This window comes from Streptomyces mashuensis (genome assembly GCF_014654785.1).
GTDB classification, from domain to species: Bacteria; Actinomycetota; Actinomycetes; order Streptomycetales; family Streptomycetaceae; genus Streptomyces; species Streptomyces mashuensis.
In genome coordinates this window covers 203,348-223,163 of record NZ_BNBD01000002.1, presented here as the reverse complement: position 1 = coordinate 223,163, position 19,816 = coordinate 203,348, and the positions used below count along the sequence as shown (strand labels likewise).

Annotated in this window: 15 protein-coding genes; 6 read left to right on the top strand and 9 right to left on the bottom strand. The window is 70.5% G+C overall.

The genetic code is table 11. The annotated features are described in order from the left end of the window. Positions 1-55: 55 nt before the first annotated feature. The 4 genes from IE305_RS06125 to IE305_RS06110 form a co-directional block, all read right to left on the bottom strand. Complete coding sequence (locus IE305_RS06125) at positions 56-784, bottom strand: alpha/beta hydrolase (protein WP_229890637.1); 729 nt, start codon at positions 782-784, stop codon at positions 56-58. Positions 785-944: 160 nt separating this feature from the next. Beyond that, positions 945-2,123, bottom strand: a complete 1,179-nt coding sequence (locus IE305_RS06120) for an MAB_1171c family putative transporter (protein ID WP_190128403.1) — start codon at positions 2,121-2,123, stop codon at positions 945-947. Continuing rightward, positions 2,120-2,635 (bottom strand): hypothetical protein, encoded by a 516-nt coding sequence (locus IE305_RS06115; protein ID WP_190128402.1) that lies wholly within the window; start codon positions 2,633-2,635, stop codon positions 2,120-2,122. Before IE305_RS06115 ends, IE305_RS06120 begins: the two co-directional genes overlap by 4 nt. A 183-nt stretch (positions 2,636-2,818) precedes the next feature. Further along, positions 2,819-3,418, bottom strand: a complete 600-nt coding sequence (locus tag IE305_RS06110) for a hypothetical protein (RefSeq protein WP_190128401.1) — start codon at positions 3,416-3,418, stop codon at positions 2,819-2,821. Between the two features lie 195 nt (positions 3,419-3,613). Between IE305_RS06110 and IE305_RS06105 the strand changes: the two genes are divergently transcribed. The 3 genes from IE305_RS06105 (at position 3,614) to IE305_RS06095 (ending at position 7,754) form a co-directional block, all read left to right on the top strand. Then, positions 3,614-4,099 (top strand): hypothetical protein, encoded by a 486-nt coding sequence (locus IE305_RS06105; protein ID WP_190128400.1) that lies wholly within the window; start codon positions 3,614-3,616, stop codon positions 4,097-4,099. Between the two features lie 1,770 nt (positions 4,100-5,869). Beyond that, positions 5,870-6,079, top strand: coding sequence for a hypothetical protein (locus tag IE305_RS06100; RefSeq protein ID WP_190129016.1), 210 nt, complete (start codon positions 5,870-5,872; stop codon positions 6,077-6,079). Between the two features lie 211 nt (positions 6,080-6,290). Further along, positions 6,291-7,754, top strand: coding sequence for a flavin-containing monooxygenase (locus IE305_RS06095; protein WP_229890635.1), 1,464 nt, complete (start codon positions 6,291-6,293; stop codon positions 7,752-7,754). 67 nt (positions 7,755-7,821) lie between these two features. Here the strand turns inward: IE305_RS06095 and IE305_RS06090 are convergent, their stop codons facing one another. The 3 genes from IE305_RS06090 to IE305_RS06080 all read right to left on the bottom strand — a co-directional run bounded on the left by IE305_RS06090 (position 7,822) and on the right by IE305_RS06080 (position 14,320). Then, positions 7,822-9,396, bottom strand: a complete 1,575-nt coding sequence (locus tag IE305_RS06090) for a long-chain-fatty-acid--CoA ligase (RefSeq protein ID WP_190128399.1) — start codon at positions 9,394-9,396, stop codon at positions 7,822-7,824. A gap of 62 nt (positions 9,397-9,458) precedes the next feature. Beyond that, positions 9,459-14,036 carry a type I polyketide synthase gene (locus IE305_RS06085; RefSeq protein ID WP_373311526.1) on the bottom strand — a complete coding sequence of 1,526 codons (4,578 nt, stop codon included), beginning with the start codon at positions 14,034-14,036 and terminating at the stop codon, positions 9,459-9,461. Continuing rightward, positions 14,033-14,320 carry an acyl carrier protein gene (locus IE305_RS06080; protein WP_229890631.1) on the bottom strand — a complete coding sequence of 96 codons (288 nt, stop codon included), beginning with the start codon at positions 14,318-14,320 and terminating at the stop codon, positions 14,033-14,035. Before IE305_RS06080 ends, IE305_RS06085 begins: the two co-directional genes overlap by 4 nt. Positions 14,321-14,464: 144 nt before the next feature. Between IE305_RS06080 and IE305_RS06075 the strand changes: the two genes are divergently transcribed. Next, positions 14,465-15,928 carry a CoA transferase gene (locus tag IE305_RS06075; protein WP_190128397.1) on the top strand — a complete coding sequence of 488 codons (1,464 nt, stop codon included), beginning with the start codon at positions 14,465-14,467 and terminating at the stop codon, positions 15,926-15,928. Between the two features lie 43 nt (positions 15,929-15,971). Continuing rightward, positions 15,972-16,544: a carboxymuconolactone decarboxylase family protein gene (locus IE305_RS06070; RefSeq protein ID WP_190128396.1), complete on the top strand. Its 573-nt coding sequence runs from the start codon at positions 15,972-15,974 to the stop codon at positions 16,542-16,544. 68 nt (positions 16,545-16,612) lie between these two features. On the opposite strand, the gene IE305_RS06065 is transcribed toward IE305_RS06070, so the two are convergent. Together IE305_RS06065 and IE305_RS06060 are read right to left on the bottom strand one after the other, a co-directional pair. Next, positions 16,613-17,392, bottom strand: a complete 780-nt coding sequence (locus IE305_RS06065; RefSeq protein WP_190128395.1) for a thioesterase II family protein — start codon at positions 17,390-17,392, stop codon at positions 16,613-16,615. 135 nt (positions 17,393-17,527) lie between these two features. Continuing rightward, the gene (locus IE305_RS06060) at positions 17,528-18,106 is read right to left on the bottom strand and encodes a hypothetical protein (protein WP_190128394.1); all 579 of its coding nucleotides are present in this window, start codon (positions 18,104-18,106) and stop codon (positions 17,528-17,530) included. Positions 18,107-18,293: 187 nt separating this feature from the next. Between IE305_RS06060 and IE305_RS06055 the strand changes: the two genes are divergently transcribed. Continuing rightward, positions 18,294-19,793, top strand: a complete 1,500-nt coding sequence (locus tag IE305_RS06055) for an alkaline phosphatase D family protein (protein WP_190128393.1) — start codon at positions 18,294-18,296, stop codon at positions 19,791-19,793. Positions 19,794-19,816 lie beyond the last annotated feature (23 nt).

Here is a 19,816-nt window from a genome sequence, read left to right as displayed (position 1 = left end):
CTACGCCTGGGCCCCACTACTGTCGATGCTCCCGGTCCGCTCGAGCGGCGGACGACTACTTCGTGGCCGCCCCGGTTTCGGCGGCGAGAATGAGGGACTCCGCCGTGACTCGGCCTCCCTCGACGGCCGACGGGGATGCCGTCGGGACGCACCGGTTCAGCTCCAGGTTGTACTCGGTCATGATGACGCCAGCATGGTCGGTGGCGACTTCATCCAGGTGAACGGGCCAGCCGCGAGCCACCAGCGCCTCAGCGAAGTCACGGGAATTCTGCACGTCCAGGATGATGTCGCCCCTGCCATGGACCAGCCGGATCGGAACCGGGTCCGCACTCGTGGCCGCGAGGTCGTCCAGGGGCGTTTCGCCCGTCGTGCGGGCAGGGAGCTCGTAGTGGCCCGCGATCCCCACCGCGGCAACAGGCCGCCACCCGTCGAGCAGCTCGGGCCGCAGCGCAACGCTTATGGCGGCCCCGGCGCCGGCAGACCAGCCAGCGAGCACGAAGTGCTTGGGGTCGCCGCCGAACGAGGCCGCCTGTGCGAGCACGAAGCGAATCGAGTTCAGGAGATCGGCGCGGCCGCCATCCGGAGCATCGGAGCGCCAGTCGGAGGCGAATACGACGGCCCCCCGCGCCACGACCTCCTCGGCGAGCGGCTGCAGGATGTCCCGTTCATCAGGGCCGAGGCCGTGCCAGATGAGGATGACAGGAAGTGGCCGCTCGGGGCGCTCGCCCGGCTGGTAGACGTCGATGAGCTTGCCGCTCTCGCCCTTGGCGAGCGTCTTGATCACAGGAACGTGGGAGGGCATATGGGGATCTCCTGGAGCATCGGTTCAAAGCTCACACCGTAGGGGCCGGGCAGGCTTGGGTCCCGGCTGCCCGAGCGCACCGGCCTGTCTGCCTGGAGCGCGCCAGCGGCCAAGGTGCACGTCACCTTGGCCGCAGCGTCCGTCAACTAGGTACAGGCGTTGTGACCTGCGCCGGCGGCGGCGTGAAATACCGGGCAATGCGCAAGAGGAGGTGCTTGTCCTCGTCGGTGGTCTCGGGGCTGACCCGCGCGTCGGCGTACTCAGTCAGCTCGACGGCCGCCTGCTTCTGGCTGTGACTGGCGAGAGCCTGCCGGATCTGTTCTGCGACGACTGCCGCCGCCAGGTCCGGGTCCTTGAGACCCTGCGTGCCGTGCCGGTGCTCCGCCTCTTCCCGCACGTCGGCGTGGAGATACGGACGAAGCTCGATCATGCCGTCCCGGATCTCGGTAATGCGACGGTACAACGAGAAGCTGATGGGCCGAAGCTGCACGAGCGACCGGAGCTGAGACTCGGCCGGAACCGCCGCGATCGAAGGGGTCGCGGCGTAGAGGGCCTCCCACAGAGGGGCGAGCCGCTTGTACACGTAGTGGTCGTTCGCCCACCCGTATACCCCGCGCGCCCGGTCAACCAGGGTCGGGAGGAAGTAGCCGAGGAGGGTCAGCAGGGCCCCGGCGTCGCCGCAAAGCCACGCAAGGGCCAGCCAGCTGTCGGCGCTGGACCCGAAGGCGTCTGCAACCAGGTCGGCAGTGCGGATGACGCTCTGCCCCACGGTGATGACCGCACCCACGGTGATGATGCGCAGGCTCGCAGTGACCCAGGAATTTACAGACCGGCGCGCCTGCTGCCAGCACTTCACGGCCAAGTACGTCTGCGCGAGCGTGTATGCGGCGATGTAGATGCCGAGGTACGCCTTATAGAAGGTGCCCCGCACCAGGAAGTGCGAGAAGTCGTCCGGATCAATCTGGGAGAACGTCGCGAACAATCCGGCGATAGCAGCGGCACCGGCGATCCCGAATATCTTGGACCTGCGGCGGGCCTCGGCCGGCGGGAACGCCCAGTAGGCAACCACGCTCGTCTGGAAGACCAGAACCAGCATGACGCAGCTCTGCGCGAGAGGGACCGCGATGCTGGGTACGCCGAGTGCAGCGTCAATCTGCTTCCAGATGGGAGGCAGGGCAATGATGAAGCTGAGAGCTGAGGAGAGGAAGACCAGACTCAGCAGGACGAGGGCCCGGTCTTTCCTGTTGTTCTTCAAGTCCCGTAGAAGAAAGAGGAATCCCATACTCGCGATGACGAGACATATGGGGTGCAGTTCACTCACGGACTTGGCCTTCGGCGTAGAAATGTTCTTGCAACCCGATCGGACTCCGTTTCGTCGGAGATCGCGACCTGGTACTTCTGGTGATGGTGGACGTGTGCCTGGAGGTAGGTTCCTACCAGCTCGGCTTCGAGCTCTTCCGCATCGTCGTACTGCGCACGGCCGAGCACCGACTGGATCAGTTCCGGGTCCAGAAGGGTCAGGAGCCCCTCGGTTGCCTCGACCGGCACCTTCCTCTGGCCCTGGTGACGCTTGAGGATGTGGGCTACCTCGTGAGCAATGATGTGGTCCTGATGCGCGATGCTCGTTCGCGGGTCGTAGAAGATGTAGTGCGTCTCCGCAGTCGCGACCCACATTCCGCAGGGGGCTGACCATCCAACCTCAGCCGGTTCAAGCTTGACAGCCCGCTGCGTTCGGCGCTCAACCTCCGGCAGGAGGTCCCGAATTCCAGTGACCGAGGGGAGGCTCAGGCTACGCACGAAACGCTCGCTGGCCCGCTGTACAGATGCAGACACGAAAGCACCCCTCCCTAATTGATCAAGGAAACTTGAACCCGCAGAGCGCCTTACAAGATCAAATAAGGCCCCTGACGGCTGAAGACTCGCAATAGCATAATGAATACAGACGCGCGAGTAACAACCCAGGGGCCGGTTCCTGCGCTAGCGGTCGGCATTTCCCAGGCGGGTGCGGGTGAGATCTTAAGACTCGGCCGGCAGTCCTTCGAGTCGGCGAACCTGGTCGATCATGGCCGCGGCCGCGGTGAGGCCCTTGTCGGACAGACCAACGGCTCTCATCGCAATATCGGTGACCCGCGCATCCTGCAAGCGCTTCAACGTGGCTGCGGTCACACCCGCCTCTTGCAGCCGGATCAAGGTCTGCAACTGCTCATCCAACGCCTCCGGAGCAACTCCTTGGCTCATCAGCTTCGTAAAGGATCTGAGCTGCCGGTGGAGCTGCTCAGGGTCGGCGCCGGACTCCTTGAGCTCATTAAGGCGGGTGATCATGCTGTTCACGGTGGTGGCGGTACCGCGGTTGGACCAGTAGTCCTGAGGCACGGCAAAGAGGTCGGCGAGGGCGTCCATGTGCTTCTTGGTCGGGTTGTCCGCCCGTCCGGTTCGAAGCTGCCACATGTACGTAGACGACGGGGCGGGCAAGCCCCGCTCCTCGAGCATCCGTACGACCTGCGGGTTGGTGAAGGGCCCCCGCGGGTCGTGAGTGCACAGGAAGTCGAGCCGATCCGCGAAGCTGCCCCCCACTGGCTCGTCCTGCGGAGCTTCGCTTCCGTGGGCATGGGTCACGGCAGCGTCCCCCCTCTCTGTCTCGCGGGCGTTAATCTCAGTTGATCCAAGCGGAACTATGGATTCCACTTGGCATACGATAGCAACTCAGATTGCTCACCCCGGCTTCGGCGAGGTGGGCTACGAGGCATGAGCAGGGAAGTTTCTTCTGGTGATCAGGGCGTAGTCGAACTAGAGTTCGGTCACGCTCGAGCGATGGGACGGGTAGACGTGACGCTTTCTTCCACCGAGCGCGACTCACTTGGTGAGCTGCTGCCGTCGCTGGCTCCATGGCGACAGTTGGCGATGAGCCGTGAGATCACCTTCTGTCTGGGGACGAGCACCGCGCCGGCCAGCCCGATGGAACGCGCGGCAGCGTTCGCTCGCCGGACCCTGCCGATGCTGCTGAAAGGCGCCCCAGCCGCCCAGGCGGCCAGTGACGACGTGATCTCAGTGGTCCGCGAACTCGTCGACATCGCCAGCCGGGATCGGCACGGCCCGGACATCCTCGGGCGCATCGTGTTCGACGGCACGCACATCACGGTCTCCGTAGGGGAGAAGCAAGGGCCGCTCCCGCAGCCCGACGACGAGCCGGGCCTGTACCTCGTACGCCGCCTCACCGACGACATCGGGCAGTACCGCGGCGACAATGCCGGGTACGTGACCTGGGCGTCCGTGCCAGTTCAGCCGAACGTTCAGTAACCCGAATACGACCCTGCAATTTCTCCGGTCGTCGTTCAGAAAGCTCGGGGCAACCGACCTCCGAGGTCGATCGCAACCTTGAGCACCGAGGCGAGCCTGCCCTGCGGCCGGACGCGCTCCCGAGCGTCGCCGCAAGCGCACGCCCAAGATCGATTCGCCATCAATCCGCCCCTCGGCCCGCCCCACAGGAATCCCTGTTGGGTATACCTCGACCGAGGTGAATTGCCGCCTGGGGCGGCCCCGGCTCCGACTCCCGAAGCGCCTTCGCGCAGAAATTCCGCCGGGCGCAGGCCGCTATGTGCATGTGATGTAGATCACTCGCACTGTCCACATGTTGGACTCGCCTAGGGTGGGCTGACGCCTTCGCGGCCGCACCTGTACCCCTGCTCCCCGAGAGGCCCGGCGAGCCGAAGCCCTCGGCGGTGCTGAGCCGAAGCAGGGCCTTGTCCAGGCATGGAGCGGGACGCGAAACGTAGGTAGCCTTTTAGGTAGCCGCGGAGGCGGCTCCCTCGCACGTTTGTGCAGGTCAATAGCGTTGCGGCGACTCTCCCCGGCGTACAGGCCGACTCGTCCGCCTCACACCCCTCTGACCTGCGCAAACGTGGGGCGGAGGGGTTTCTTTTTGCCTCGTGGGGGGTTTCTGGGGAGTTTCGGCCCGAGCGCTCGCCAGGGCGCGCCACCCAGAACTAGGGGTACGCCAGGTGGTCGCGCGCTGAGCCGACCCGATACTTGACGTGAAGGGCTCCTCCGGTGATGCCGGAGGCCACACGGCATCGCGGCCGGGGCTCTGGGTGCCACCAGAGCCCCGGCCCGGCGTGTGGGCGTTGGGGCGGGGCCGGCCGATCATGTGCCGGTCGGGCCCGCTTCACGCAGGCCGCGACTGTGCCGTCCGGTGCCCCTCACAGTTCCGCGCCCGCGTTCACCGCGCGAACTGAGCCACACACCCTGCAACCGCAGTGACTGTGCCGAGCACCGCGATGATCAGCTGGGCTCGGGTTGCTGGATCGAGCTTGCTTCGCTCTTGCTTGCTTCGGTCCGGTGTCTTCGTCCTGAACCACTTCCGCATGTCCACCTCCCCTCCGGTGAGAGCGACTTGGTCGGCACGCCCAGTCGGCACTTGGGACGGCTACGACATACATCACACCGGATGGGAAGTGGCACGCCATCTGGCGGGCCCTGGCGAACCCTGGCGAATATTTCCCAAATGTCGGCTGACCAGGCAGTTCGCACCTGGAGCTCCGGCATGTGCGCAGCCCTCGCCCCGAGTGACTGAAGCGCGTTCGCTGCCCACATCCGGAAAGGGGGCAGTCAGCCGTGAAACGGGTCGACCCCAGGTATGCCGAGATCGTCGAAGTGACGGGGAGGACCCGGCGCCTCGCGGCCGAAGAAGGCACCGATCGGCCGGTGCGAGGGTTCATCCTCCCGAGAGAGGACGACAACGCGGGCTGACGGCGGCAACTGCCGGTGTCGCCCGGGCGCGTCGACGGGTACCACGCGCCGCCTGGTTCGCGCTGTTGCGCCCGAGTGTCAGAGCCCCTCGATACGATGTTCCCATCCACTGCTGCTGCCAAGTGGCTGGCGTTGAGAGAGGAGTTGCGCGTGCAGGGAGCCGTACCGTCCGTGCCTGCGGCGGGCGATCTGGGAATCCGCTATCCCAGCGGGTTCCTGCATCTACGCCCACAGTGCGTAGGCGTCGGCTGGTCGGCCTTTCTCAGCATGGGAAGGGTGCCCGACCTCCGGTGAGATCGCACGCATCTCGGAGGAACCCTCTTGTCCACGCCCACCCCGGAGTGCAACCACCGCGTCTATGAGGTCCTGATCGTCTCCCTGGTGTCGGTCGTCGCCGGCCTCGCCACCGGGTTGCTGTTCACGGCCTGTGGCACGTCACCCCTCACCGCCGCCGGCTCCGGCGGCGCCGCCCTGGCGTTCTGCTTCACCGCCGGCATGAGCGTCGTCACGTACATGAAGAAGGAGCGGTAGCACTCGCACAGGGCAGCCCTTCGGGGCTGCCCCCATCAGCTCCGGATCAGCCCCGGATCAGCCCCGTGTCAGGCCCCTGCGGCATCGTCGGCGTACCGACGGCTTGTCGTGAATCGTGGCGGGATGCCGGGGCGGCCGGGGTGGGGGTCCGGTGGGCCTCGTTTGGGGGCGGTCCGCGCGGGCCGTGCCACTTACGAGGCTTGGAGTTCCATTGCAGACCGAGTTCAAGACCGTGATCATCGGCGCCGGTATGTCGGGGCTGGCCATGGCGGCGCGGCTGAAGCTGGCCGGGGAGACCTCCTTCACCCTGCTGGAGAAGGCCGGTTCGCTCGGCGGTACCTGGCGGGACAACACCTACCCCGGCGCCGCCTGCGACGTGCAGTCGCACCTCTACTGGTTCTCGTTCGGCGACCAGCCCGACTGGAGCCGCGTCTACGCCGCCCAGCCCGAGATCCTGCACAACATCGAGCTGTTCGCCGAGCAGTATGAGCTCGAGCAGTTCATTCAGTTCGGGGTCGAGGTTGCCGAGGCGTCGTGGTGCGACGAGCGGCAGTGCTGGGTCGTGCGGACCTCCGACGGCCGCGAGATCCGCGCCCAGGTCCTCATCACCGCCTGGGGGCAGCTCAACCAGCCCTCCTACGGTTCCATACAGGGCCGCGAGTCCTTCGCCGGTACCTCCGTGCACACCGCCCGCTGGCCCCGCGACCTCGACCTCGCCGGTAAGCGCGTCGCCTGCATCGGCAGCGGCGCCAGCGCCGTGCAGCTCGTTCCCGCCATCGCCGGGCAGACCGCCCACCTCACGGTCTTCCAGCGCTCGCCCAACTACCTCCTGCCCCGCCAGGACCGTGCCCTCGACACCGGCGAGCGGCAGGCCCTCCGCGACGACCCCGCCCGCTATACCGAGCTCCGCGAGTCGCTGTACCGCGAGCGCGACGGATGGGCCGCCGGTCTGGCTCTCGACGGCAACGACGTCCGCGAGCAGTTCGAGAAGATCTGCGCCGACTTCCTGGAGAGCCAGGTCCCGGACCCCGAGCTGCGCGAAAAACTGCGGCCCGCCTACGAGTTCGGGTGCAAGCGCGTGCTCATCACCGACGACTACTACCCCGCCCTCATGCGCGACGACGTCGACCTCGTCGACGAGCGCATCGACCGCGTCGAACCCGGCGGCATCCGCACCGCCGACGGGCAGTTGCACGAGGTCGACGTCATCGTCTACGCCACCGGCTTCCGCACCCTGGAGGTCACCGGTGGCGTCACCATCACCGGCCGCGGCGGCCGTCCGCTCCGCGATGCCTGGGGCGACGGGCCGCAGGCGTACCTCGGCATGACCGTCAGCGGCTTCCCCAACATGTTCATGCTCTACGGCCCCAACACCAACCTCGGCCACCACTCCGTCCTCTTCATGGTCGAGTCCCAGATCGACTACGTCCTCCGCGCCGTCGAGGCCCTGCGCGAGCAGTCCGCCGCCGCCTTCGACATCCGCCCCGAGGTGCTGGCCGAGTACAACGAGACCATCCAGCGCCAGCTGTCGGCCACGGCCTTCGCCGGCAGCTGCACCAGCTGGTACAAGACCGCCACCGGCCGCGTCGTCAACAACTGGCCCGGCAGCATCGAGGACTACCGGCAGGCCACCAAGGATTTCGTCCTCGAGCATTACGAGGTCCTGGGCAAGTAATAACAAGTAGTAAGGCGAAGGGCCCGGGCGCACGCTCCTCCGGCCGGGCCCTTCCTCTCACCTCACCTCAGCTCGCCGCCGCTGCCGGCGCCAGCTCCCTCCGTACGTCCCGGCGGAGGATCTTGCCGCTCGGGTTCCGCGGCAGCCGGTCCGCGAAGTCGTACGTCGTCGGGATCTTGAAGTCCGCGATCTGGCCCTTCAGGAACACCAGCATCTCCCGCACCGTCAGCCGCTGCCCCGGCGCCAGGACCAGGCGTGCGTGCACCGACTCGCCCCAGCGCTCGTGCGGCAGGCCGACCACCGCCGCCTCCGCCACCGCCGGGTGGCGGGTCAGGGCGTTCTCGATCTCCGTCGGGTACACGTTCTCGCCCGCCACGATGATCATGTCGTTGACGCGGTCGTTGACGTAGACGTAGCCGTCCTCGTCCACGTGCCCGGCGTCGCCCATGTGGATCCAGCCGTCCACCACCGTCCGCGCGGTCGCCTCCGGCAGACCCCAGTAGTCGATCATGCCGGCGGGGGTGCGGACACAGATCTCGCCGGTCTCGCCCGGCGGCAGCGTCCGCCCCTCCCGGTCGACGATCTTCACCTTGATACCGGGGTACGGCCGGCCCGCCGCCTTCAGCCGCGGGCTGCCCGGCACGTGGTCGGCCGGCGGCAGGCACACCGCGAAGTTGCCGGTCTCGCTGCTGCCGTAGATCTGGAGGAAGTCGCAGTCCATCCGCTCCAGGCACAGCGCCAGCAGCGTCTCCGTGATCGGCGAGCCCCCGTAGACGACCTTCCGCAGCGACGCGAGGGCACCGCGCGCCGAGGCCGGCTCGGACAGCATCATCTGGAGCATCGCCGGCGCCACGATCGCCGTCGTCACGCCCAGCGCCTCGATCAGCCGCACCGCGTCCGAGCTGATGAACATGGGCATCGACACGACCGTGACGCCCGCGTTGAAGCCCTGCATCGCGTACGACAGGCCGCCGATGTGGAAACCGGGCAGGCCCAGCAGGCTCTTGTCGCCCTCCTTCCAGTCGAGCCAGTCCAGGCCGTGCGACTCCATGGCCTCCGCGACGTTGAAGAAGGCACGGTGGGCCAGCACCACGCCCTTCGGCAGGCCACTGGTGCCGCTCGTGTAGATCTGCGCCACCGGCGTCTCGCCGTCGCTCGTCGCCGGCAGGTCGGCGTCGGGACAGCCGGCCTTCCGGGCGGTCAGCCCGCCCGGTGCCGCGCCCGCCGGGCCGACCGGCACCACGGCCCGCAGCTTCGGCAGGCGCTCCCGCACCTGCTCGGCGACCGGCAGGTGCTCCTCGTCGACCAGCAGCAGCTCGGTGTCCGAGTCGCGCAGGATGTGGTCGACCTCCTCGGCGGTCAGCCGCCAGTTGACGGGTACGAGCACGGTGCCGGCCTTCGCGCAGGCGAACGCCGCCTCCCAGTACTCCTCCGACTCCTTGCCGAGGAACGCCACACGCGCACCGGGGCCGAGGCCGGCCGCGCGGAACGCGTGCGCGGTGCGGTTGCTCTCCCGGTGCAGCCCGGCGTACGTGACGGTGCGGCCCTCGCAGACGACGGCCGCCTGGCCGGGCCGGGTGCGGGCCTGGTGGGCGATGACGCCGTCCAGCGTCCGCGGGCGGTGGGGGGCCGCCGTGTCCATGGTCGTCTCCTTGTCCGGTTCCTTGGTTGCCTCAGCGCTTGCCTCAGCGCTTCCTTCAGCGGTCATGCGGCTTTCCCCTCCGCTTCCGGGCCCGGGCCCAGCAGCCGGTCGATGTACTCCGCCAGCAGGTTCACGCTCGGCTGGTCGAAGGCGATCGACACCGGCAGCGTCACCCGGAACGTCGCCTCCAGCGCGTTCCTCAGCTCCACCGCGTTGAGCGAGTCGAGGCCGAGGGCCGCCAGTTCGGCGTCCGGTTCGACGTCCTCGGCGTCGAACCGCAGCACGTCCGAGATCCGGGCCCGTACGGTCCGGTTGAGGGCGGACAGGCGCTCCTGTTCCGGGGCCGTCAGCAGGTCCGCCAGGTCCAGGACGCCACCGGCGCCTGCACCCGCCGCCGTACCGCCCGTACCGTCCCCACCGGCCGTGCCGAGCGACGCGTAGAGGGCGTTCTCGGGGCGCCGGGCGATGAACCGGTCCCAGTCGCACGCACCCACCATGAGGTGGGGGCCCGCGCCGGACAGCAGGGCGGGCAGCGCGTCCATGGCGTCGGATGGTTGCAGGAAGCGGATGCCCTGGGCCTCCCAGCTGCGGATCAGCGAGGTGCTGAGCCGGCGCTGCGGGTCGTCGGAGGCCCACGGGCCCCAGTTGACGCTCAGCGACGGCAGGCCGTGGGCGTCGCGCCACGCCATCAGGTGGTCCAGGAACGCGTTGCCGGCGCACGCGTTGGTCTGCGCGGTGGCGCCCAGCACGGACGCGGCCGAGGAGTAGCCGACGAAGAAGTCGACGTCCGGCAGCGCGGCGGTCGCCTCGTGCAGCAGCCAGGCGCCGAACACCTTCGTACGGAACACCGCCTCGACGGTCTCCCACGTCTGGTCGGGCACCGGCGCGTCGGCCACCGTCCCGGCGGCGTGCACGACGCCACCCACCGGGTGCTCGCCCGCGGCCAGCGCCGCGAAGGCCGCCGCCACGTCCTCCGGCGCACCGATGTCGCAGCGAAGGGCTACCACCTGTACGTCCGAGCCCAGCCCGAGGGCGGCCGGCGAGACGTCCTCGGCGCCGCCACGCGTGAGGAACGCCAGGTTCCGGGCGCCCAGCGCGACCAGCCGCCGCGCCGTGGCCAGGCCCAGCGCGCCCAGGCCGCCGGCGATCACGTACGTACGGTCGGGGCGGACGGTCACGGGCCGCTCGCGCTGCGGCCGCTCGGCGGGTACGCAGCGGCGCAGCCGCCGCACCCAGCGCTCCCCGTCGCGGCGGGCCAGCTGGCCCTCGGCGTCGCCGGCCGCCAGCCACTCGTCGACGAGCGCCTCCTGCCCCGTGCCGTCGGCTTCCAGGTCGACCAGGGTCACCTGGAAGCCGGGGTACTCGACGGCGAGCGCGCGGCCGAAGCCCCACAGGGTGGACGCGGCGGGCACCCGGTCGCCGGGCTTCTCGCCGGGCAGCAGCTGCGCGCCCTGCGTGACCAGCCACAGCCGCTGGTTGCGGCCGAAGCGCGCGTCACCGAGCGCCCGTACGACGTCCAGCAGCTCGCGGTAGTTGGCCTCGGACGCGGCCCGCAGGCCGGCCACCGGGTCCTCGGTGGCTTCCGGCTCGCGCCAGAACCAGCACAGGTCGGTCGGCGGCTCCTCGCGCAGCGCCGCCTCCAGCTCCGGGACCGACGCCGCGAAGGCGACCCGTACGTCCGCCTCGGCGGCGCGCCGCAGCAGGCCGGGGCAGTCGGCGGCCGTGGCGTTCAGGACCAGCGCGCGGCGCCCGGTGCGGCGGGTGTCCGGCAGCGGCTGCGGCTCCCAGTGCGCCTCGTAGAACAGGTGCCGCTCCTGCTCCCGCGCCGCCTCCGTGGTCTGCTCGGCGCGCCATGCCTCCTCGGCCGCGCGGCGCTGGGGCGTCGGCAGCCAGTACGGCTTGCGGTCGAAGGCGTACGTGGGCAGCGGGGCCTTGGCGCCGGGGCGGCCGCGGTGGTAGCCGGTCCAGGAGACGGGCAGGCCGGCCGAGTAGAGCTGGGCCAGCGAGCGGCGGATGCGGTCGGCGTCCTGGTCGCCCTTGTACGTGCTGCTCAGCCACAGGTGGGACGGGTCGGTGGCGCAGTTCCTGGCGAGGGAGGTCAGCGCGCCGGACGGCCCCACCTCCAGGAACGCGTGGCGGCCGCGCTTCTCCACGGCGGCGATCCCCGCCTCGAAGTTCACGGTCGCGACGAGGTGCCGGACCCAGTAGTCGGGGGTGGCGATCTCCGCGGCCTTGGCGACCTGCCCGGTGACGTTGGAGATCAGCGTCATGGTCGGGGTCTGGAAGCGGACGGTCTCCAGCACCGCCCGGAACTCGTCGAGAATGCCGTTCAGCAGCGGCGAGTGGTACGGCACGGCCGACGGCAGGACGGTGTACTTGACGCCCTTCTCCGCGAGCTCGCGGCCGAGCGCCTCCAGCGCGTCGCGCCCGCCCGACACGAGGCACTGCGTGGGGCCGTTGATCGCGCCGATGCCCAGGTCGGGGTACGGCTCCAGGAGCGGGGCGATCTCGTGGGCGGGGGCACCGACGGCGGCCATGCCGCCGGGCACCGGCACGGACTGGCTGAGCCGGCCGCGTTCGGCCACCAGCCGGGCGGCGTCCTCCAGCGGGAACAGCCCGGCCACGGCGGCCGCGGCCACCTCGCCGAGGCTGTGGCCGATGAGCACGGAGGGCCGCAGCCCCCAGGACAGCCACAGCTGCGCGAGCGCGTACTCCAGGCTGAACACGGCGGGCTGGGCGTAGCGGGCCTGGTCGATGAGCGCCGGCTCGCCGGGGGATCCGCCGCCAGGGGTTCCGCCGCCGGGGGCTGCGTCTCCGGGGGCTGCGGCGCCGGGCGCTTCCTCGCCAGGCGCCCCGCCCAGCATCAGGTCGCGTACGGAGAGGCCGAGCAGGGGCGCGAAGAGCGCGTCGCACGTGTCCAGGGCCTCGCGGAAGACGGGGTACCGGGCGTAGAGGGCGGCGCCCATGCCCGTGTACTGCGAGCCCATGCCGGTGAAGAGCAGCGCCACCTTGGGAACGCCGCCGCCGGCCGGGGCGTCGCCCTGCTCCAGCAGGGCGAGGTGTTTGTCGAGCAGCCGCACGATGTCGCGGTGCTCGCGCACCGGGGCGGCGATGCGGTACTTGAAGTGGGCGCGGCCGGTGTTGGCCGTACGGCACAGGCCGGCGACGGCGGATGCGGCACCCGTGCCGCCCTCCAAGTAGCGCTTGTAGCGCTCGGCCTGCGCGCGCAGCGACTTGCGGCTCTTGGCGGAGAGGGTGAAGATCCCGCCCTCGGGCTCGTCGGCGGCCTGCGGCACGGGCTCCTCGGCCGGGGGCGCCTCCTCCACGACGACGCTGGCGAGCGTGCCCGTCACGCCGAAGCCGTTGACCAGCGCGCGCCGCGTTTCCGCGGCCGGCCACGGCCGCAGCTCGGTGGGGACGGTCACCGGCGAGGACGCCCAGGCGATGCGGCGGGACGGGGTGGTGAAGTTGAGGTGCGGGAAGATCTCGCCCTCGCGCACCTGGAGGACGGCCTTGATGATGCTGCCGACGCCCGCCGCGCCCTCCATGTGGCCGATGTTGGTCTTGAGCGAACCGACCACCACAGGAGCCGACGGACTGTGGGAGCCGGCGAAGACGTCGCTGATGGCGCCCATTTCGGTGGGGTCGCCCAGGGCGGTGCCGGTGCCGTGCGCCTCGACGTACTGGATGTCGCCCGGCTCCAGACGGGCCCGGCCGAGCGCGGCGCGCAGCACGGCCTCCTGCGCGGCGCCGTTGGGCGCGGTCAGGCCGGCGCTCTCGCCGTCCTGCCCCACCGCCGTACCGGTGAGCACGGCGTGGACGGTGTCGCCGTCGCGCCGTGCGTCGGACAGCCGCTTGAGGACGAGCACGCCGCAGCCCTCGGCGCGGCCGTAGCCGTCGGCGCTGTCGTCGAACGACTTGCACCGGCCGTCGGGGGCCAGCATGTTGCCGGCGCGCAGCACGCTGTCGCCGAGCGCGTTGTGGATGACGTTCACGCCGCCGCACAGCGCGATGCCGCACTCGCCGCCGCGCAGCGCCTGCACGGCGAGGTGGGCGGCGGCCAGCGAGGACGAGCAGGTGGTGTCGACGGTCATGCTGGGGCCGCGCAGGCCCAGGAAGTACGACAGCCGGCCCGAGACGCCGCTGTGGCTCAGGCCCGGGGCCAGGTAGCCGTTGACGTCGGCGGGCTCCAGGTCGGTGGCCTCGAAGATGTAGTCCAGCGTGGTGACGCCCATGTACACGCCGGTGGTGCCGTGGCGCAGGGCGGTGGGGTCGATGCCGGCGTGCTCCAGGGCCTCCCAGGCGGTCTCCAGGGCCAGCCGCTGGTGGGGGTCGACGTAGACGGCCTCCTTGGGGGAGATGTTGAAGAATGCGGCGTCGAACCGGTCGATGCCGTCGAGAAAACCGCCGACCGGCCGGTCCGCGCCCTGCCCCGGGTCGAGGTGCCGGCGGTCGTCGGGCAGCGGGCCGACACCGGACTTCCCCGCGCGCAGGAACTCGGTGAAACCGGGCACATCGGTGTTTCCCCCGGGAAAGCGCAAGCCCATCCCCACGACGGCGACGGGCTCGTACTTCTCACGCATCAACTCCCTGATCAGCCGGTCTTTCTCGTCCATTTCGGGGGTGCGTGACACGTTCATTCTCCGCTCAGGTAGTCGATCAGCTGGCCGACCGTGGGCCTGCGGAACAGCACCGCGATGTCGATCTCCTGCTGCAGGCGGGTCTCCAGCACCTGCTTGATGTCGCTCAGCCGCAGCGAGGTCAGGCCCAGGTCGAAGAAGCCCACGTCGAGCGGGAGCTCCTCGTCCTCGGTCATGTACAGCGCGGTCCGGAACTCCTGCGCCACCAGCGCCTCGACCGCCTTCCGGAATTCGTGCGGCGGCAATTCGCGCAGCTCTTCGACTGTCGCTCCAAGATATTCCACGGATAACTCCCCGACATCATCGGACATGTGTGTGCCGGTAAATCCAAACATGGGTCGCTGACGGCCGTCTGACGCCTTGCTGACATGTGGTACAAGCGGCCGCGGCCCCCTTTTGGATCAGGTCGCCGGTGTTATCGTTGCCGCATGAAAGAAGATTTCTTCGACCCGATCGGCGAACTCGACCGGGTGCTCAAATTAGTGGGTCTTTCCCGTGATCCGGCAGTATCCGAACTACGGATCACCGGCCAGGACCCGATCCTTCCGTCCACGCTCCGCATGGGTTCCGCGATAGGAATTTCCCTGCTTTCGGCCGCCGTCGGGGCGGCCCGGATCTGGCACGAACGCACCGGCCGCGACCAGCGCCTCGAGGTCGACCTGGCGCAGGCCCTGCACCGCATCACGCCCTACCTCGGCGGCGGCACCCGGCTCAACGGCTACGGCGCGAACATGGGCTCCGTGCTCGGGGGCGACGGCACCGTCGCGCCCGCCGTCTGGGACTTCTACCGCGCGGGCGACGGCCGCTGGGTCATCCCCATCGCCTGCTACCCCCGCACCCGCGACGCGCTGACCGCGCTCCTCGGCACCGCCCACACCCGCGAGCACTTCGCCGCCGCCATCGGCCGCTGGAACGCGTGGGAGCTGGAGGACGCCGCGGCCGAGCAGGGCATTCCGATGGCGGTCGTCCGCACCCGCGAGGAGTTCCTCGCCCACCCGCAGGGCCGGGCCGTCCTCGCCGAGCCCGTCGTCAGCGTCGAACGGATCGGCGACGCCCCGCCGCGGCCCCTGCCGGCGGCCGGCCCGCAGCCGCTGTCCGGGCTGCGCGTCCTGCAGTTCACCCACATCTTCGCCGGCACGGCGGCCGGCCGGGCCCTCGCCGAACACGGCGCCGACGCCCTGCACGTCTGCGAGCCCAACGCCTTCGACCACGACCTGTGCTGGAACGAGTGCGGCATCGGCCTGCGCTCGGCCCGCCTCGACCTCCGCGACCGGGACGGCGGCCGCGCCGTCTTCGACGAACTGCTGCGCACGGCGGACGTCTTCGTCCACAACCACCGCGCGTCGAAGATGGCCCGGCTCGGCCTCGGCCCCGAGGACTGCGCCGAGCTGGCGCCCGGCATCATCCACCTCTCCGTCAGCGCCTACGGCACCACCGGGCCGTGGCGCGACCGCGGCGGCTTCGACCAGCAGGCGCAGGCCCTCACCGGCATCAACTGGAACGAGCGCGAGGGCGACGAGCCCCGCATGCCGCCCGGCCGGATGCTCAACGACTACCTCGCCGCGAACTTCGCCGCCGCCGGCGTCATGGCCGCGGCGCTGCGCCGCGCCCGGGAGGGCGGCAGCTACCGGGTGCGCGTCTCGCTCGCCGGGGTCGCCAACTGGGCCTGGGAGCTGGGCACGTTCGACCGGTCGACGCTCGGTTCGCCGCGCCCCGAGCCCGTACTGCCGGAGCCGGAGTGGCTGGTCCACGACACGCCGCTGGGCGAGTTCCGGCACGTCGCCCCGCCGGTGCGGCTGAGCGGGACGCCGAGCGGCTGGACGGACACGGTGCTGGTGCCGCGCGGCTCGTCCAAGCCGCGGTGGCGCGACCGCCCGCCGGTCGCCGCCTGATCCCACCCCCATCCCACACCCGATCCCCTACCAGGAGTCCCTCATGGTGCGCATGCCGTACAAGGACGCCGGCGACCTGCCGGAGTCGATGAAGTCCCTGAGCCAGGGCAGGATCATCAACGTGTACCGGACGCTGCTGCACTCGACGCACACCGTCGAGCAGGTGGCCCGGCTCGGGGCGGTGCTCTTCGCCCCCGGCGCCGCGCTCGACCCCGTCGACCGCGAACTGCTCATCCTGACGTTCGGGCTGCACTACGAGGCCGAGTACGAGTGGGCGCAGCACGTGCCCATCTCGGCGGCCGTCGGCATCACCGACGAGCAGCGCGTGGCCCTGCGGAACGGCGACACGGACGCGGACGTCTTCACGCCCGCCCAGCGCGCGCTGCTGCGCTTCGCGGGCACGGTGGCCGACGGGCCGACCGTCCCCGACGACCTGTACGCGGCCGTCCGCGCCCACTACAGCGAGGAGCAGGTGGTGGAGACGCTGGTGCTGGCCGGCTTCTACTTCCTCCTCGGCCGGGTCTGCACGGTCCTCGACGTCGACATCGACGCGTCGGACGCGGACGCGGCGGAGGTCGTCCGGCAGGCGCAGCGCCTCCAGACGCAGGGCGGATAGCCCCGTACGTGCCCCCGGGGGCCGGGGACGGCGTCACCCGGCCCCCGGGGAGACCCGGGCCGGCGGGCTCAGGCCCCGGCGGCCAGCCGGCGCCGCAGGTGCCGGTCGAGGCTGTTCTGCACGGCGAGGGCGTGCTCGAACAGGTAGAAGTGGTCGCCGGGGAACTCCGTGGCCCCGAGGAACTCCGGCGTCCGGCCGGCCCACGCGTCGAGGGCGCCGGGGCCCAGCGTGGGGTCGTCCGTCCCGCCGTACGCGGCGACGGCGCAGGAGACGCCGGCGCCGTCCTCGGCGTAGTCGGAGGCGACGACGAAGTCCCCGCGCAGCGAGGGCATCACGGAGGCCAGCATGTCGCGGCCGACGCTCAGCTCGTCCGGGACGAGGCCGAACTCGGCGACCCGGGCGAGGATCTCCTCGTCGCTCATCTCCGCGACGCCGTCGAGCTGCTTCGACGCCTCCAGCCCGGGCGCCCAGCCGGACACACCGAGCAGCTCGGGGCCCTGGCCGCCCTCGCGCTCGATCTCCACGGTCAGCCGGTAGGCGAGCAGCGCGCCGAAGCTGTGCCCGAACAATACGTACGGCCGCCCGTCGAGCTCGGCCTCCAGCGCCTCCCGCAACCCGTCGAGCAGCGGCCCGAGCCGCGTGAACACGGGCTCGTCCAGCCGCTCCTGTCGCCCGGGCAGCTGAAGGGCCCGGCACTCGGTGTGGGACGGCACGGTGGCGGCCCAGTTCCGGTAGGTCAGCGCGGTGCCGCCGGCGTGCGGGAAGAGGAAGAGCTGCGCCTGGGCGTCCAGCGAGGGATCGGCGGCCGAGAACCAAGGGGCCCGCCGCGGCCCTGTGCCCGTGGTCATGTGGATCTCCGTTCGTCAGTGATGCGCCGGCCCCGGCCGGCGGACCGCGGGCGCGGACGCCCCGCCGGGCGAGTGAACCAGCCACCACTGACGCGGCGCTGATGATGGGCGGCGCCGTGCCGAACCGGCCCCTGCCTACTGCGTGAACGTGAAGGCCGAGTTCTGGACGTCCAGCGTGTTCTTGGCCTCGTCGTAGAGGCCGACCCGGATCTGCCAGTGGACGTTCGGGTGGATGACGATGAACGTCGGGTTCCAGGTGGTGGCGTCCGAGGTGATGACGGGGGAGTTGAAGTCGCTGACGCCGCCCAGGGGTTGCTTGGACGTGTCGTCGTAGACGTACCACATCACCGTGCAGGTGTGGCCCTTCATGCCGGTCATGCCGACGTCCAGCTGGACCCGGACGGCCGTGGTGGTGACGTTCTCGCCGCGGATGTTCGTGATGCGGGCCGCCGGGGCGCGGGCCGGGGTGGGGTCGTTCCGGGTGTCCGGTGACGGGGGTGGTGCCGGGGCCGTCGTGGCCGGGCCGGGGACCGGGACCGGTGGGGCCGGGGAGGGGGTCTGGTCGAAGGGGCCCGCCTTCAGGAGGGCGGTGATGAGGGCCACGAGCACCAGCGCCAGGCCCGCCGTGAACCAGTAGAACTTCACCCGCGACCAGAACGGCGCATTCGGTGGTGGAGGTGGTGGTTCCGGTGGTGATTCCCCCGTCAGGCTCACGCAGCCACCCCCCTGGCGTCACCGTGACTCCCTGCAAGGCGTATCCCAGGACGCTACACCGGAATCAGCCATTCAGGCCGCGGTCACGGCCCGGTTCGGGGCGTGCGCCCACGTCGTGCGCCCCACCAGCGGAACACCCGCCCCCAAGGGCCTTCACAGGCGCGTCCCCCGCGCGCACTCTGACCGCATGACCCCCAACACCCCCACATCACTGTCCGAGAACCCCTTCACCCTCGGCGTCGCCTCCGGCGACCCGCTCCCCGACTCCGTCGTCCTGTGGACGCGCCTCGCCCCCCGCCCCTTCGAGCCCGGCAACGGCATGCCCACCGAGGGCGCCGTCGACGTCCAGTGGGAACTGGCCGACGACGAATCGTTTCGCCGCCTGTTACGCACCGGCACCACCCCCGCCCCCGCCGCCGACAACCACACCGTCCACCTGGAGCTGACCGGCCTGGAGCCCGGCCGCTTCTACTGGTACCGGTTCCGCACCGGCCCCTGGATCAGCCCCACCGGCCGCACCCGCACCGCCCCCGCCGCCGGCTCCGACCCCGCCGCCGTCACCTTCGGCCTGCTCTCCTGTCAGCAGTACGACGAGGGCTACTACACCGCCCTCGCCCACCTCGCCCGCGAGGACCTCGACGCCGTCTTCTTCGTCGGCGACTACATCTACGAGAACGCCATCAACGCCCAGGCGGGCGCCCGCAACTACACCGGCACCCACCAGCTCCCGGCGTTCTTCGACCACTGGACCTGGAACCTCACCGACTACCGGCTGCGTTACGCCCTCGGCAAGTCCGACCCCGACCTCCAGGCCGCCCACGCCGCCCACCCCTGGTTCGTCACCTGGGACGACCACGAGGTCGAGAACAACTACGCGGGCCTGATCTCCCAGAACAACGACCCGGTCGACGTCTTCCGCGCCCGCCGCGCCGCCGCCTACCGCGCGTACTGGGAGAACATGCCGCTGCGCGCCGACCGCCGCCCCACCGGCCCCGACATGCCCCTCTACCGGCGCTTCCACTACGGGCGGCTGGCCCAGTTCGACATCCTCGACACCCGCCAGTACCGCGACGACCAGGCATACGGCGACGGCTGGAAGTACCCGGGCCCCGAGTCCGAGGACCCCGCCCGCACCCTCACCGGCGCCGCACAGGAACGCTGGCTGATCGACGGCTGGCAGGCCTCCACCGCCCGCTGGAACGTCGTGCCGCAGCAAGTGGCCTTCTCCCGGCGGAAGAACACCACCGCCGACCGCTCCCCGCTGTCCATGGACGCCTGGGACGGCTACCCCGCCTCCCGCGACCGCGTCCTGGCCGGCGCCGCCGCCGCGCGCACCGAGAACCTCGTCGTCCTCTCCGGCGACGTCCACGTGCACTACGCGATGGACATCAAGGAGGACTTCGACGACCCCGACAGCCGCACCCTCGGCGTGGAGCTCGTCGGCACCTCCGTCTCCAGCGGCTTCGACGGCGAGGAGCGCCCCGACGACTGGAACCTCCAGCTCGCCGCCAACCCGCACATGAAGTACTACGACGGCCGCCGCGGCTACGTCGTCGTCCGCCTCGACCGCACCTGCCTCCAGGCCGACTTCCGCACCCTCACCGGCGTCCTCACCCCCGGCGCCCCCGTCACCACCGCCGCCCGCTTCGTCTCCGAGGCCGGCAACCCGGGACTCAGCCCCGCTTAGGGACCAACGAGACGCACATCACC

Coding starts and splice junctions, on each gene's coding strand:
- IE305_RS06075 (WP_190128397.1), top strand. CDS start 14,465: ATGAAAGAAGATTTCTTCGACCCGATCGGCGAACTCGACCGGGTGCTC.
- IE305_RS06090 (WP_190128399.1), bottom strand. CDS start 9,396: ATGGACACGGCGGCCCCCCACCGCCCGCGGACGCTGGACGGCGTCATC.
- IE305_RS06085 (WP_373311526.1), bottom strand. CDS start 14,036: ATGAACGTGTCACGCACCCCCGAAATGGACGAGAAAGACCGGCTGATC.
- IE305_RS06105 (WP_190128400.1), top strand. CDS start 3,614: ATGGGACGGGTAGACGTGACGCTTTCTTCCACCGAGCGCGACTCACTT.
- IE305_RS06065 (WP_190128395.1), bottom strand. CDS start 17,392: ATGACCACGGGCACAGGGCCGCGGCGGGCCCCTTGGTTCTCGGCCGCC.
- IE305_RS06070 (WP_190128396.1), top strand. CDS start 15,972: ATGGTGCGCATGCCGTACAAGGACGCCGGCGACCTGCCGGAGTCGATG.
- IE305_RS06055 (WP_190128393.1), top strand. CDS start 18,294: ATGACCCCCAACACCCCCACATCACTGTCCGAGAACCCCTTCACCCTC.